Origin of the sequence: Pedobacter sp. ASV12 (genome assembly GCF_016429155.1) — a bacterium.
GTDB lineage: Bacteria > Bacteroidota > Bacteroidia > Sphingobacteriales > Sphingobacteriaceae > Pedobacter.
The window spans coordinates 15,383-29,225 of sequence record NZ_JAELUC010000006.1 but is presented as its reverse complement, the minus strand read 5'-3'; the positions used below and the strand labels follow the sequence as shown (position 1 = coordinate 29,225).

15 protein-coding genes are annotated in these 13,843 nt (G+C 44.3%); 8 read left to right on the top strand and 7 right to left on the bottom strand.

What is annotated here, in order from left to right:
• Positions 1-97 precede the first annotated feature (97 nt).
• Positions 98-757, top strand: coding sequence for a YceH family protein (locus JHD69_RS03355; protein WP_199137420.1), 660 nt, complete (start codon positions 98-100; stop codon positions 755-757).
• A 99-nt stretch (positions 758-856) separates the two neighbouring features.
• On the opposite strand, the gene JHD69_RS03350 is transcribed toward JHD69_RS03355, so the two are convergent.
• Positions 857-1,636 (bottom strand): C40 family peptidase, encoded by a 780-nt coding sequence (locus tag JHD69_RS03350; protein WP_199137417.1) that lies wholly within the window; start codon positions 1,634-1,636, stop codon positions 857-859.
• A gap of 100 nt (positions 1,637-1,736) precedes the next feature.
• Between JHD69_RS03350 and JHD69_RS03345 the strand changes: the two genes are divergently transcribed.
• The gene (locus tag JHD69_RS03345; protein ID WP_199137415.1) at positions 1,737-2,186 is read left to right on the top strand and encodes a universal stress protein; all 450 of its coding nucleotides are present in this window, start codon (positions 1,737-1,739) and stop codon (positions 2,184-2,186) included.
• A 77-nt stretch (positions 2,187-2,263) separates the two neighbouring features.
• On the opposite strand, the gene JHD69_RS03340 is transcribed toward JHD69_RS03345, so the two are convergent.
• The gene (locus tag JHD69_RS03340) at positions 2,264-2,614 is read right to left on the bottom strand and encodes a 4Fe-4S dicluster domain-containing protein (RefSeq protein WP_199137504.1); all 351 of its coding nucleotides are present in this window, start codon (positions 2,612-2,614) and stop codon (positions 2,264-2,266) included.
• A gap of 77 nt (positions 2,615-2,691) precedes the next feature.
• Between JHD69_RS03340 and JHD69_RS03335 the strand changes: the two genes are divergently transcribed.
• From JHD69_RS03335 to dnaJ, 6 genes are all read left to right on the top strand, one after another.
• Positions 2,692-3,711, top strand: a complete 1,020-nt coding sequence (locus tag JHD69_RS03335; RefSeq protein ID WP_199137412.1) for an acyl-CoA reductase — start codon at positions 2,692-2,694, stop codon at positions 3,709-3,711.
• 49 nt (positions 3,712-3,760) lie between these two features.
• On the top strand, positions 3,761-5,686 hold the full coding sequence (locus tag JHD69_RS03330) for a gliding motility-associated C-terminal domain-containing protein (RefSeq protein WP_199137410.1): 1,926 nt from the start codon (positions 3,761-3,763) through the stop codon (positions 5,684-5,686).
• A gap of 63 nt (positions 5,687-5,749) precedes the next feature.
• A complete protein-coding gene (locus tag JHD69_RS03325) occupies positions 5,750-5,953 on the top strand; it encodes a fructose-6-phosphate aldolase (RefSeq protein WP_199137408.1) in 204 nt (67 codons plus the stop codon).
• 2 nt (positions 5,954-5,955) lie between these two features.
• Positions 5,956-6,639, top strand: coding sequence for a cell division ATP-binding protein FtsE (locus tag JHD69_RS03320; protein ID WP_199137406.1), 684 nt, complete (start codon positions 5,956-5,958; stop codon positions 6,637-6,639).
• A 129-nt stretch (positions 6,640-6,768) separates the two neighbouring features.
• Entirely contained in the window at positions 6,769-7,344 is a 576-nt protein-coding gene (locus JHD69_RS03315) for a nucleotide exchange factor GrpE (protein WP_199137404.1), read from the top strand.
• Positions 7,345-7,431: 87 nt separating this feature from the next.
• Positions 7,432-8,592: a molecular chaperone DnaJ gene (gene dnaJ / locus JHD69_RS03310; protein ID WP_199137402.1), complete on the top strand. Its 1,161-nt coding sequence runs from the start codon at positions 7,432-7,434 to the stop codon at positions 8,590-8,592.
• Between the two features lie 49 nt (positions 8,593-8,641).
• Here dnaJ and JHD69_RS03305 read toward each other — a convergent pair whose 3' ends face one another.
• The 5 genes from JHD69_RS03305 to JHD69_RS03285 all read right to left on the bottom strand — a co-directional run bounded on the left by JHD69_RS03305 (position 8,642) and on the right by JHD69_RS03285 (position 13,834).
• Positions 8,642-9,145 carry a hypothetical protein gene (locus JHD69_RS03305; RefSeq protein ID WP_199137400.1) on the bottom strand — a complete coding sequence of 168 codons (504 nt, stop codon included), beginning with the start codon at positions 9,143-9,145 and terminating at the stop codon, positions 8,642-8,644.
• 223 nt (positions 9,146-9,368) lie between these two features.
• The gene (locus JHD69_RS03300; protein ID WP_199137398.1) at positions 9,369-10,751 is read right to left on the bottom strand and encodes a DUF3472 domain-containing protein; all 1,383 of its coding nucleotides are present in this window, start codon (positions 10,749-10,751) and stop codon (positions 9,369-9,371) included.
• A gap of 118 nt (positions 10,752-10,869) precedes the next feature.
• Positions 10,870-11,595: a LytR/AlgR family response regulator transcription factor gene (locus JHD69_RS03295; RefSeq protein ID WP_199137396.1), complete on the bottom strand. Its 726-nt coding sequence runs from the start codon at positions 11,593-11,595 to the stop codon at positions 10,870-10,872.
• A gap of 11 nt (positions 11,596-11,606) precedes the next feature.
• Positions 11,607-12,815, bottom strand: a complete 1,209-nt coding sequence (locus tag JHD69_RS03290) for a serine hydrolase domain-containing protein (protein WP_199137394.1) — start codon at positions 12,813-12,815, stop codon at positions 11,607-11,609.
• A 5-nt stretch (positions 12,816-12,820) separates the two neighbouring features.
• Entirely contained in the window at positions 12,821-13,834 is a 1,014-nt protein-coding gene (locus JHD69_RS03285) for a sensor histidine kinase (RefSeq protein WP_199137392.1), read from the bottom strand.
• Between the last annotated feature and the right edge of the window lie 9 nt (positions 13,835-13,843).

Sequence of the window (13,843 nt, the reverse complement as noted above, 5' to 3'; positions counted from 1 at the left end):
TTTATTACAAGATACTTTTTGCACTGCGATTCCATATCGGACGATCAAATTTTATGCAGTTTCTTAAATATTTTGCCGAATTGCCCTATATTTAGCCATGTACACACCAAAATCGCTACCTATACTCAATGCCGAACAGATCAGGGTGCTTGGCGCCTTGATGGAAAAATGCAAAACAACGCCAGATTATTACCCGATGACCCTAAACGGTTTGGCCGCTGCCTGCAACCAAAAAACCTCGCGAAAGCCGGTGGTGCAATATGATGAGTCGACCATTGTAACAGCACTCAATTCTCTAAAAATCGCCGGACTGATTGCCACGGCTACCGGAGGATCAATCAGAAACATCAAATACAAGCATAATTTTGCCATTGTTTATCCTTTGGTTCCAGCCGAAGTGGCGGTTATGTGTCTCCTATTTTTACGCGGCCCGCAACCCCCCGGCGAAATCAACACCAATTCGGGCAGGCTATACGAATTCGAAACTTTGGAAGAGGTACAAAGCGTTTTAGAAAAACTGGCCAACGAAGAACCGCCCTACATCAAGCAGTTGCCACGCCGACCCGGACAAAAAGAGCAACGCTACATGCATTTGTTTGCCGGCGACATTGAAACTTTTGAAGAAGAATACATCAATGCAGAAGAACCTTCAGGCAGATCGAATAGCGAATTGGAAGAACGTTTAGCCAAAGTAGAAACCGAACTTGCCGAGCTTAAAACCAAACTAGAGGAACTGATGAAGGAACTGGGTGTTTAGCTGATTAGCGGGTTGAACCTAAAAAAAAACACATGCGCCTGCAACAAGAAGCTAAGACGACCTAAGATTTTTTAATCGGTAAATTTCGCAAATTAAACGCTAAAAAAATCTTTTGACGATTCGCAGTTTGTGCGTATAACGCCCCTGCTCGGGGTTAAAAATACCTTGGTCGTCTATCGGATCGATACGCACCTTACCTGCCGCATGGATAATTTTGTCGTTGCCCAGCATCATGCCCACATGGGTAATTTGGCCTGCTTCATTATCAAAAAAAGCCAAATCGCCAACGGTTGCACCTGATAGGAAATCGACCAGCTCGCCCTGCTCTGCCTGCTGCGAAGCATCTCGTTTTAGCTGTAGGCCATGAAGCCTGAAAACAGTTTGCACAAAACCCGAACAATCGATGCCAAACAAGGTTCTGCCGCCCCATAAATAAGGCGCATTTTCGAAGAATTTTGCCGTTGCTTCGAGTTCGCTGGCAATGGTTTGACGACTTGGCATCCAGGCATCGAACTTTAATTCGAATTTTTCTTCACCCAAAAAGCAAAAACCGTCTGCATAAAATGGCAATGTACAGCCTGCTGGCACGTAATAAGCACTTCCATTGGCCGCAATCAGGGTATTGTTTACCGCCGCTGGTGCCAAGTAGGTATAGGAACGCTTATCTAAATATTGCGCCTCGCCAAGTCTGGTCAGCTGCTTAAAATCCATCCAGCCTTGGTAATCGTCGTCAAAATTCTGGACCAACCACCATTTTTCGGTCTGTTCAATTACTTTGACCCGATCGCCAAATAACAACTGCGATACGATTTCACTACGGTCTGACGGTTCTTTTCTGAGTGGCGCGATGGCAACCCTGCAAATTTGGTAATTTTCCATGCTTTAAATGCGAGCCCTAAAATAAGTTAAAAACTGCATTGTCAAACTTTTATGGCCAAAAATTGTTATTTTTAACAAACAAAACCCAAATGCTGAAATCATGAACTACAAAAAAATCCTCATTGCTGTTGACAACAGTACTTGTTCTGAAAAAGCAGCCAAAACGGGCTATGAGATGGCCAGTAAATTCGATGCCGAAATTGCATTGCTCAACATTATCGAACCAGCTCCGGCTACAGCTAACCCCGACTTTACCTTGGCCCCGGTTTTTATGGAAATGTACGACAACAGCGAAGAAAACAGCCAAGAGCTGCTCAAGGAAATCGAAAAAAAATTCAGCAATAACGTTAAAACCACTTATCTCACCAGTTTAGACACGGCCAGCCACGGGATTTTAAAACAGGCTGAAGAATGGGGTGCCGACCTGATTGTAATCGGTACGCATGGCCGAACCGGCCTCTATCATTTTTTTATGGGCAGCGTGGCCGAACATGTGGCCAGAAAGGCACCTTGCCCGGTACTGGTGGTACCTAATCGTAGCGAGGTATAACTCATTGAAAACCAAACCATTAGCCATAAAAAAAGGGACCCGATTACCGCGTGCCTCTATTTATTTTTAAGCTTGATTTAGCCTTCTTGGTGCAACCAGGCTTTTTTGGCCAATAATTCTTCTTCAGTTTCGCGGACATCTTCATCGTCAACACAACAATCTACCGGACAAACCGCTGCACATTGTGGCTCATCGTGAAAACCTTTACACTCTGTACATTTGTCAGAAACAATATAATAAACCTCGTCAGAAAGAGCTTCCTGCGAAGCGCCAGCATCAATCTGCTGGTCACCAAAATCGATGATGCCATCTAAATTGGTACCATCCGAAAATCTCCAGGCCGTGCCTGCATCGTAAATTGCATTATTTGGGCATTCTGGCTCACATGCGCCACAATTAATACACTCGTCTGTTATTTTAATTGCCATGTCTTCGTCTATATCTATTGCTAAGCTTAACTTTGCAGTGCAAATATAACACATAATCATTTATAATAATTCTAAATATGTCATCACTTAGCAAAGAAAGCCTTATTCGTGCCTTTGAAAAACTCGGCGAATGGATGGCCAATCCCGGCCAAACGTTCGAAGCGGCTATCCAAGCGGCAAGCAGGCATAATGCCTGGTTTACCGAACAAGAGGTAAAAAAAGCACTTTCATCTCTAAGCAAGATGCTCAATACCAAAGATTTGCAAATATGGATGGAACCGATCAGCCTCAGCACCAACCCTAAAAAAGTGGGACTGATTTTAGCCGGAAACATCCCTTTGGTAGGCTTTCATGATGTGCTTTGCGTGTTGGCAACCGGAAATATCGCCTTGATTAAAATGTCGTCGTCTGACGATAAATTATTGCCTGCCCTACTTCAAAAACTGACCGAACTAGTGCCTGCGCTGAACGACCGGATTATTTTTGCAGAAAGGTTGCAGGATTTCGACGCCATTATTGCCACGGGCAGCAACAATACCTCCCGTTATTTTGAATTCTATTTCGGAAATGTACCCAATATCATCCGCAAAAACAGAAACAGCGTGGCTGTACTGAGCGGCAAAGAAAGCGAAGCCGAACTGCAAAGCCTGGGCCACGATATTTTCGACTATTTCGGCATGGGATGCAGAAATGTTTCTAAAATTTACGTCCCTAAACATTACAAGATGGATCATTTGTTTGAGGCCATCGAGTCCTACAGCGACATTATCAACCATTTTAAATACAACAACAACTACGATTACAACAAATCAGTTTACCTCGTAAATTTGGTGAAGCACCTCGACAATGGTTTTTTGTTGGTAAAGGAAGATGAAGCATTGACCTCGCCTTTGGCCGTTCTTTTTTACGAAAGCTATGAAGACGCGGCCAAACTGGCTGAGCAGCTGAAGCAAAAGGAAGAACAGATTCAATGCGTAGTATCGCATGTAGATATGCCTTTAAATTATGCGCCCGTAGCCTTTGGCCAAAGCCAAAACCCAAAGCTTTGGGACTATGCCGACAATGTAAATACAATTGATTTCCTGCAGGCTTTGTAGCCTATAAATTTATCGCTATTTTGTAGGCACTTTATCCCCAAATGCTCATTTGAAAGCGATTAGAAGTTTGCTTTGGTCTTTGTTTGCGTTGCTTTTTTCCATTGCCGGATTAAAGGCCCAGGTTTGTACGGGCTCATTGGGCGATCCGGTTATCAATATTGATTTTGGAAGAGGTACAGATGCCTTCGGACCACAATTAAGCGGTACGCTTACCAATTACACCTATATGGCTGGCACCCCCAACGATGGACAATACACCATTGCACAAAGCACCAACGGCATGCACAATAGCCCGGGCAACGGTTGGTTTCAAATTAATAACCATACCCCTAATGACCCCAATGGTTATATGATGGTGGTTAATGCCTCAACTACGCCAGGTATCTTTTACCAGTCGACCATTTCGGGACTTTGCCCCGGCACTACCTACGAATTTGCTGCCTGGATCATCAACATCCTGAATTATTCTGGCAACAAGCCCAATGTCACCTTTACCATCGAAACTACCACTGGCATCATACTTAAAAGCTACAATACCGGCGATATCCTGGAAACGGCCCAGCCCACCTGGAAGCAGTATGCCATGACCTTTACCACCACCAGCAATGCGGCCATTGTACTTAAAATGATCAATAACGGACCTGGCGGGGTTGGAAACGATATTGCATTGGACGACATTACTTTTAGGCCTTGTGGCCCAACGGTAAACCCTACCATCAATGGCGTTACCAGTCAGCTTACCTACGCCTGCGAGGGCGATACCAAGAGTTTTTTGCTTTCGGCCAATATTGGTACGGGATTTAATCAGCTGAACTACCAATGGCAGCAGCTGATTAACGGTACCTGGACCGACATTGCCGGAGCAACAGGCAGCCAGTACCAAGTTAACTTCAATAATGCTACTAAAAACAATTATCAGTACCGGTTGGCAGTTGCCGACGGCAATAACATCAGCAGTATAAATTGCAGGGTCGTCTCTGCGCCTATTACCCTGAGCGTAGTTTCGCCCACTACAGTAACCAGTTACCCCAGCAACAAGGTATGCCTGGGCCAACCTATTGTGCTAAAAGTTGAGGCAGGCACCAGTTATTTGTGGACTGGCCCCAATAATTTTACTTCTACCCAGCAAAACCCTGTCATTAACAACGCCTCGCACAACATGGAAGGCACCTATACCGTAGTGGTTAGTAACGAAGGTGGCTGCAAAAGTACGGCTACCACGGTGGTTACAGTTAACGATCCTCCGGTAGCAAGCGTAACAGCAAGCTCGAATACCATTTGCGAAGGCGACCAAACGGTTTTAACCGCAGCTGGTGGCACCACTTATACCTGGTTGCCAGCTGATGGGCTTTCTGCGACCGATATTCCCAACCCTACGGCTTCGCCAACCGAAACCACAACTTATCAGGTAACTGTAGCCAACGGCGCTTGTGAGGCCACTTTGCCTATTACCATCAACGTAATCAAAAAAGTAACCGCCTCAGCCGGCGAAGACAAGAGGGTGCTCAAAGACAACCCCATACAGCTCGACGGCAAAGCCACAGGCCCTTACACCAAATATTACTGGACACCAAGCGATTACCTGGACGACCCCAACAAGCTCAACCCGATAGCTACGCCACCACAAGACATGACCTACACCCTGCACGTAGAAAATAGCGGTGGTTGTGCCAGCAGCGAAGACGAAGTTTTGGTAAAGGTTTATGAAAACCTTAACGTACCGAATACTTTTAGTACGAATGGCGATGGACAAAACGATGTATGGAAAATTGCTCCCCTTGGCCCCTATCCCAATGTCATCATCAAGGTTATGAACCGCTCGGGCGAAACCGTTTATCAAGCTACCGGCAACACCAGTCAGCCTTGGGATGGCAAATACAAGGGCAAAGCCGTTCCGGTGGGCGTTTATTATTACCTCATTCAGTTAGAACCCGAGTTAAAAGCCATTAGCGGCTGGGTAATGCTGGTGAGGTAGGAAGAATGAAATCATGTTGCTTTCGTGCCTCGTTTTTCGGCTAGAAATGTTATTTTTGGGCAAATGTATATCATTAAAGTAAAAGGCATCGCCAAAATACCTGATTACGTGCAGCTAAGGGACGAAAAATTTACGCTCTTGGCCTACTTCAGGGTAGACAGGCCCGATAAATCTTTAGAGAAACTGGGGTTTGGCGATAAGCTCGACGAAATTATGAACGTTATTAACGACCTTCCCTTCGGACAGGTTACCAAATTAGATATCTGAACATGACACAAAGCGCAGTAATCAACTTACAGAACGTAGACGTTTTTCAGCAAAAGCACCTGGTTTTATCCAATGTTAACCTCGATATAGCCAAAGGCGAATTTGTTTTCCTGATTGGCCAAACCGGTTCTGGAAAAAGCAGCTTGCTAAAAATCATTTACGGCGACTTGCATATCGGCAATGGCAACGGCAGCGTAGCCGGCTTCAACCTTAAAAACCTGACCGATAAGGAAGTGCCTTTTTTACGCAGGAAACTGGGCATTGTTTTTCAGGATTTTCAGCTATTGAGCGATAGAACCATCGAACAAAATTTGGATTTTGTATTGAAAGCTACCGGCTGGAACGACAAAAACCTTATCAACGAGCGCATTAAAGATGTATTGGAAAAAGTAGGCCTGCGTTCTAAAATCAAGAAAATGCCTCACGAGCTTTCGGGTGGCGAACAGCAGCGCGTGGTTATTGCACGTGCCTTGCTCAACAATCCGGAAATTATATTGGCTGACGAGCCAACGGGCAACTTAGACCCCGATACTTCAGAAGAAATCGTATTGCTATTGAAACAGATCAGCCAAAGCGGCACCGCGGTTTTAATGGCCACCCACGACTATCATATCATCCGTACCTTTCCTTCGCGCATCATCAAGTGCGAAAACGGAATTGTACACGAAGATGCCCAGATTGCCTAGTGCAATGCTGACAAAAAATTAGATTTCAGCCATTCTGTTCGGTAGCAAGCAATTAAAACTGACAGCATGGCTGTTTTTTTATGATTGGCAAAACTTTTGAGTTCGAACACAAAAACACGAGTAGACAACATGTTTAATAAGAAGAAAAAGGAAGAAGAACCGATTACTGAAAATCAGGCGGAACAAGAAGTTCAAGATACGCAGGCGGGTGAAACACAAACCGAGGATAAAGTGACAGAACCGGTTGCAGCACTTTCTGCAGAAGAAAAACTGCAACAGGAAAATGCTGCCCTTAACGATAAATACCTTCGTCTGTTTGCCGAATTCGACAATTATAAGCGCCGTACCCAAAAAGAACGCATAGAGTTGTTGCAAACTGCAGGAAAAGACGTAGTAGTTTCCTTGCTCCCTGTATTAGACGACTTTGAGCGTGCTATCAAAGCCACCGAAAACGCTACAGAAGTAAGCGCCATTCGCGAAGGCATTTTGTTGGTACAAGCCAAGCTTAAAAGTATTTTGAGTCAAAAAGGCTTAAAGGAAATAGAAAGCATTCACACCGTTTTCGATACAGACAAACACGAAGCCATTACCAATATTCCTGCCCCTAGCGACGATTTAAAAGGCAAGGTGGTTGACGAACTGGAAAAAGGTTATACCCTAAACGATAAAGTAATCCGCTTCGCCAAAGTAGTAGTAGGAGCATAATATAAATTAGTGAATTTTAGCATGAGTATGTGCATGGATTAAATAACCATTCAAAGTACAATCATCCAAAATTCCATCATTAAAGCAATGAGCAAGAGAGATTATTACGACATACTTGGCGTAGCCAAAGGCGCTTCGGCGGAGGAAATTAAAAAAGCCTACCGCAAATTGGCTATCAAGTATCACCCTGATAAAAACCCCGACGACAAATCGGCAGAAGAAAAATTCAAGGAAGCAGCAGAAGCTTACGAAGTATTAAGCAGTCCAGAGAAAAAGCAGCGTTACGACCAATATGGCCATGCAGGCGTTGGTGGCGCGGCGGGTGGCTTTGGCGGAGGCGGCATGAACATGGAAGATATTTTTAGCCAGTTTGGCGATATTTTCGGTGGTGGCGGCAGCCCTTTCGATAGCTTTTTTGGCGGTGGCGGTGGCCAATCGCGTGGGGGTCGCAGGGTAGCTAAAGGAAGCAACCTGCGCATCAAGGTTAAATTAACCTTAGAAGAAATTGCCAACGGTGCAGAGAAAAAGATCAAGGTTAACAAACAGATTACCTGTAAAACCTGTGATGGCACGGGGGCTAAAGACAAATCGTCGGTAAGCACTTGTAAAACCTGTGGCGGCAGCGGTGCAGTGCGCAGGGTAACCAATACCATTTTGGGCCAGATGCAAACCACAGCAACCTGCCCTACCTGTCATGGCAGCGGCCAACAAATTACGGCCAAATGTAATGCCTGCCATGGCGAAGGTACTGTACGTGGCGAAGAAACCATTACCATCAACATTCCGGCTGGCGTAAGCGAAGGTATGCAACTGAGCATGGCTGGCAAAGGAAACGCTGCGCCAAACGGCGGCATTCCGGGCGATTTAATCATCCTGATCGAAGAACTGCCACACGAAACGCTTAAACGCGAAGGCAACAACATTGTTTATGATTTGCATGTCAGCATTATCGATGCGGCCATAGGTGCCAGCGTGGAAGTGCCAACCATTGATGGCAAAGCCAAAATTAAGATTGATCCTGGAACCCAAAGCGGCAAACTGTTGCGTTTAAAGGGCAAGGGTATTCCTGAAGTGAATTCTTACCACCGTGGCGATGAGATTATCCATGTGAACATCTGGACTCCAAAAGCGCTAAGCAGCGAAGAAAGAGCCCTGCTAGAAAAACTGCGCGAATCTCCAAACTTTAAGCCACAGCCCGGCAAAAACGATAAAAGCTTTTTCGATAAAATGAAAGAGTATTTCGAATAACAAAAAAGCGCCGAAAATTCGGTGCTTTTTTTATGCTTTTTGCGTTGGTCTACAAACTGATGGCATATACGTTGGCAAACTTGGCAATATAATCGCTAACTACAGGCACTTCTTGCTTGTCAATCAACAATTTGCCAATCATTCTTTTGTCTTGCTGTATGGTCATGCTGATTTCTAACGGTGCTCTGTTTCCCAGTTTCAGGTAAAAGACCTGATTGGCATTTTGGCTTGCCAAAGAAATGACCTGAGCAGATTCGATCTGATAATAGCCAAACTTTTCGTTGCCAGCATTAAAAGGCTCTCTAATCCTAAACTGGATCTGCTTCATGTTTCCAACATTGTCTTTTTGATACAGCTGGATTTGGCCTTCGCTATAAGAACCACTTACCGTGGTATTGAGCAAATCCTTTCCTTCTGCGCCTTTGACAGCCAATTGCAAAGTTGGAGCAGCTAATAATGAGCAGGCACAAAGCTTATCGCCTCCAACATTTTCTTTTTTACAGGCAACGCTTACCGTAAAAAGGAGAAAACAAACGATTAAAAATTTTTTCATCTTGATTTTGAATATCCGGTTAACCCAAATATAATTAATTTGAGCAGTGGTATATCTTTAAAATGCAAAATTAACTGACGTGGATACAAGCAAAACTTTTGGGATCGAACTGGCAAAAACAACGAAATAGCGCCTATGGGCCACTGAAAGCACTGGGCGCACATTAACAGATTTTTAGCGAAGCCGCCTTAAATATATTTCTGCAAATCAGAGGTTAAATACGCTATTTGCTTTTTTTCAGCTTGTCTTTATTTTGGTCTTCGTTTTTTAAGGCCAAAGCAATCCTGTCTTCAAAAGGCTTTAAATCAAGGTTCATCTTACTTACTGACAGCGGAATTTGATTGGCAGTTTTTAGCGTAGGCGTATAGCCGCCAGATGCCATGTAAAAACGATCTGGATATTTTGGCGAAACGCCTTGTTCAAAATCTACCCGCTGCCCTTCCTTGCCATCGGTATTCGAAAACCTCACTTTGTTAAAGTTTACCCATTTGCCGGTTGCCTCTTCCTTGCCCCAGGCGTTGTAATAGTAAGCTTCCCTACGCACCTGTCCATTGGTATAACCATAGTTTTCGATAAACGAATAAAAGCCATCGAACAAGCGTTGCTCTTTGGGAGCACGCCACGAAGCTACATATTGCCAGTCTTGCCCCTCCAGTTTGTACCAAGCCGAAAGCACCACCGAATTATTGGCCTGCCTGCTGATGTTCATCAAGAACTTAACCGGCTTCCCGGTTTGCCAATTGGCGGTTTTCACGTACGATTGGCCACCGGTACCCTCGCCCCCAAAACTGTTTACGGTAGTGGCCTCGCCCTTGTCAACCAACGAAACATAATCGTGTTGGGTAATGGTTTTATCATGCTCTGCATCCTTGCTATCCCAAACCGAAAACAGCACCCTGCGTTCGGTTTCGCTATTGGTTTGAATGCCCATATAACCTCTAAAAAACCCGAGGCTCATGTAATAGGTAGCCAAAGGATCGCCGCCCTCAGGCACCAAGATCTCTTCGTAAATCCAGTTATAGGCCTTGGTTGTCTGGTCGGTTGTACTAAACGATAGGTGCACCGAAGGCGACGATTGATAGTCGGTTTGGTTCACTTGTCCGCTCGGTTTTAACGACTTGAAAGTCAATGTTGCTATTTTAATGGCCGATTCTGGATCTGAAATCGGTTTCAGTTCATACCTGAAATAGCCTGTTTGCGGCACATCAACTTTCGTGGCAAACAAACTATCGGCCTGGCCTGTACCTTTAAAGGTTATTTTTTTGGTAAAGCCCTTAAAGCCGCTATTGGCATAGGTGGCGCTTACCTTCAATTCGAATTGCAGGTTTTTGCCCTGTTCAACCGTGTGGTTGAAAGAAAGCTCATAGCTTCCCGGTTTTTGATACAGGTACCATACCACGCTTTTGTTTTTATCGCGCCAGTTAGCCACGATGCCTTTGCTTTCGGGGTAGCCAACAGGTACAGAAACGCCTGGCCTGCCTGGGCTAAAAGGCTCTACATAGCCTTTGTTAGCTGGTATTTTAAACAATTGGGCAACAGGCTGTTGGGCAAGTGCAATGTTACAAGCCAAAATGGCCAGACACAATAAGATCTTTTTCGGTTTCATGAGGTTAAATGGTTGTCTATAACAAATAACCCTATTTTAAAGCGAAATTCGAAAATCCATTTCACACAAACGTTTGTGTGCTCAAATCTTGTAAAAAAACTGTGGCAATCTGATCAAATCAGTTGTTTTCTCTGATCATCTTAAAAAAGTCGTCGCGATAGGTTTCGCCTATGGGCAAAGCCTGGTCTTTGATAAAAACCGTATTCCCATCTATCATTTTAATATGACCAGCCCCTACGATATAAGATTTATGGATGCGGTAAAAAGACTGTTTGGGCAATATGTTTTCGAGTTCGCGCAGGGTTTGGTAGGTAATGAGGCGTTGCTCTCCCGTAAAAATAGACACATAATTTTTCAGTCCTTCGATGTAGAGAATATCGCTGTATTTGATTTTGATGAACTTGTTTTTGGTATCGCCCTTAATAAAGATGAAATCTGTGGTATTGGCCGGTGCAGGTACCTCTGGCTGAACTGGCGCTGCCGCAGGAGGACTCAGCAATTGCTGTACCTTTAAAGCCGCTTTGTAAAAACGCTCGTAAGAGACTGGTTTTAACAAATAATCCACCACATCCAATTCAAAACCTTCCAAGGCATATTCTGGATAGGCAGTGGTCAAAATCACTTTGCATTTGCCTCCACAGATCTTCAAAAACTGAATACCGGTGAGCTCGGGCATCTGGATATCCAAAAAAATAAGGTCAACCTTGCCTTCCTGAACCAAGTTCAATGCTTCAAAGGCATTGGTCGTAGTACCCAAAAGCGCTAAAAAAGGTGTCTTTTTAATGTAGGCAGCAATAATTTCTGAAGCATAAGCTTCGTCGTCAACAGCGAGGCAACGGATCATGGCAATTGTCTTTAGTTAATTTCCCTGCCCACAGCAGGAATGAAACCATTAAAATAGAGGTTCTTGTTAGGGTAATTTCCCAGCCTGACAATAATAACATTATTATCAGGATTTACGTACACAATCTGGCCTAAAATTCCTTCGGCTCTATAATCGTTAGACTTGGTCTGAAAATAATAGGTGCCATTTTTCATTTTCTTGATCGGTACTTTCAAATTCAGCTTGGCCAACTTTTGACTGGCGCTGAGCGAATCCTTGAAATAGCTGATGTTGCTACAGGCCCACCATTGATTTTTGTAGCCTCTTTTGCCCAAAGAATCCGGATTAACCGTACCATTTATCCAACGGTTCGAAACGATTTGTGTTCCTTCCCAATTTCCTTTTTTGAGGTAAAGCCTGCCCAATTTTGCAAAATCGGTAGCGGTAGCATTGAGGCAGCAGAATGCTTTAACGGTTTTACGACCATCGAGGCTCCAAATGGCATCAGACTCTGCCCCCAAAGGCTGCCACAGGTATTTGGCCATTAAACTTTCTATCTTTTCGCCACTGGCACGTTCTAACAAAGCAGCCAATAGCTGGGTATTGATGCTTTGGTATTCGAAAGATTGTCCCGGTTCTTTTTTCATTTTGAGTTGGGCCACCTGGTTTTTGAGCGAATTGCCATAGTAGAGCTTCGCGATGCTGCCAAAAGGGCTTGTACTGTCTTCGTCGAAATCAAAACCACTTTGCATGTCTAACACGTGCTGAATGGTGAGTTTGCGGAAACGCCTATCGTTCTTTTCGAGTTCGGGCATGTATTTGATCACCAAATCATTAGTCGATGCGATTATCCCATTGTCGATAGCCATGCCGATTAGCGTGCCGATATAGGATTTGGCAACCGAAAAACTGGGATGCAAAGTACCGTAGTTAACGTTTTGGGCAAAGTTCTCATAAATGATGCTGTCGTTTTTGATGACCAAAAAAGCATGGGTATTGGTTTGCTGCAAGGCGCTGTCCAGGTACTTCTTCATTTTGGCATAACGAGGCTGTCCAACGGCCGGCACAAACCTGAACGGCGTTTGGTTCGCTTGCAGCCTGGCGTACTTAAATTTTGAACTGTCGTTAAGATCGGGTTCGCGCCAACGCGCAGCCCGCATGGGCGCACAGCCATACCAAACACAGAGGATTAAAGCGGCTAAACCAATCCAATGGGTCTGTCGTGGAATAGGGAATTTCATCAGATTTATAAATTAATAATCAGTGTACTTTTATAGGTATTGCCATTATTAGAAACCAACAGTTCGTGCCGGTCTGGGTAGATGAGGTCTAGCCTGCGATACACGTTAACCAAGCCCACGCCGCTCGAGTGGTCTTTTTGGCTATGGTTAATCTTGTTGCTCACTTCAAAAACAAGCCTTCTGTTTGGCTGTACTTTCAAAACAATGCGCACCGGATGCTTTTCATCGTTGACCACGCCATGCTTAAAGGCATTTTCGACAAAAGGAATCAGCACAAGCGAAGCAATCTGCTGCTCGTCGTCGAGCCCTTCGGTTTTAAAATCGACATAAAACCGGGGTTCAAAACGCATCTTGAACAAGGCGATATAGCTTTCGAGATACTCAACCTCCTTGCCCAGCTTTACTTTTCCGTCGGCACTATCGTTCAAAGTATAGCGCATCAAATCAGAAAGGCGTAAAATGGCATCGGCCAGCTTTTCTGAAACTGGAATGGCCAACGAGTAAACATAATTGAGCGAATTATACAGAAAATGCGGATTGATCTGCGATTTGAGAAAGGCCAATTCGGCTTTGACCACTTCGTCTTTCAGCTTACGCTGGGTAAGTTGTCCTTTGTAATTTTCCTGTACCGAATAAATGCCGAGGGCAATAAAAACATAGGAAATGCTATAGTAGATATTATCAAGGATGTAATAAGAAAAGGTAACGCCATCGGCATAGTTATGGAAGCCAAAAAAATGCAGGTAGATGATTTCTTCTATCAAATACCTGCCTCCTATAAATACGCCCATCGACAACAGAATGCCACCAATAAGCTGCACTGTTTTTCCTTGCTTTAAAAAACGCGGGTAAACCCACAGAAAACAGATGTAAAATTCTACGAGCTGTAAAATCGTCATCGAAACATCGAAGGCCGCATCGTAAAAACTGTTGATTTTTAAAAGATAAGCTCCATAGCGGTAAATCAGTACCAATAGCCAACAACCGATATGGATCAGGATCATTTGGGTTCTTTTCATGCAATAAAA

Excerpts from the sequence above, each read along its gene's own strand:
- JHD69_RS03350 (WP_199137417.1), bottom strand. The coding sequence starts at position 1,636 with ATGGAAAATTACCAAATTTGCAGGGTTGCCATCGCGCCACTCAGAAAA.
- dnaJ (WP_199137402.1), top strand. The coding sequence starts at position 7,432 with ATGAGCAAGAGAGATTATTACGACATACTTGGCGTAGCCAAAGGCGCT.
- JHD69_RS03340 (WP_199137504.1), bottom strand. The coding sequence starts at position 2,614 with ATGGCAATTAAAATAACAGACGAGTGTATTAATTGTGGCGCATGTGAG.
- JHD69_RS03300 (WP_199137398.1), bottom strand. The coding sequence starts at position 10,751 with ATGAAACCGAAAAAGATCTTATTGTGTCTGGCCATTTTGGCTTGTAAC.
- JHD69_RS03355 (WP_199137420.1), top strand. The coding sequence starts at position 98 with ATGTACACACCAAAATCGCTACCTATACTCAATGCCGAACAGATCAGG.
- JHD69_RS03290 (WP_199137394.1), bottom strand. The coding sequence starts at position 12,815 with ATGAAATTCCCTATTCCACGACAGACCCATTGGATTGGTTTAGCCGCT.
- JHD69_RS03320 (WP_199137406.1), top strand. The coding sequence starts at position 5,956 with ATGACACAAAGCGCAGTAATCAACTTACAGAACGTAGACGTTTTTCAG.
- JHD69_RS03345 (WP_199137415.1), top strand. The coding sequence starts at position 1,737 with ATGAACTACAAAAAAATCCTCATTGCTGTTGACAACAGTACTTGTTCT.
- JHD69_RS03305 (WP_199137400.1), bottom strand. The coding sequence starts at position 9,145 with ATGAAAAAATTTTTAATCGTTTGTTTTCTCCTTTTTACGGTAAGCGTT.
- JHD69_RS03295 (WP_199137396.1), bottom strand. The coding sequence starts at position 11,595 with ATGATCCGTTGCCTCGCTGTTGACGACGAAGCTTATGCTTCAGAAATT.
- JHD69_RS03335 (WP_199137412.1), top strand. The coding sequence starts at position 2,692 with ATGTCATCACTTAGCAAAGAAAGCCTTATTCGTGCCTTTGAAAAACTC.
- JHD69_RS03325 (WP_199137408.1), top strand. The coding sequence starts at position 5,750 with ATGTATATCATTAAAGTAAAAGGCATCGCCAAAATACCTGATTACGTG.
- JHD69_RS03315 (WP_199137404.1), top strand. The coding sequence starts at position 6,769 with ATGTTTAATAAGAAGAAAAAGGAAGAAGAACCGATTACTGAAAATCAG.
- JHD69_RS03285 (WP_199137392.1), bottom strand. The coding sequence starts at position 13,834 with ATGAAAAGAACCCAAATGATCCTGATCCATATCGGTTGTTGGCTATTG.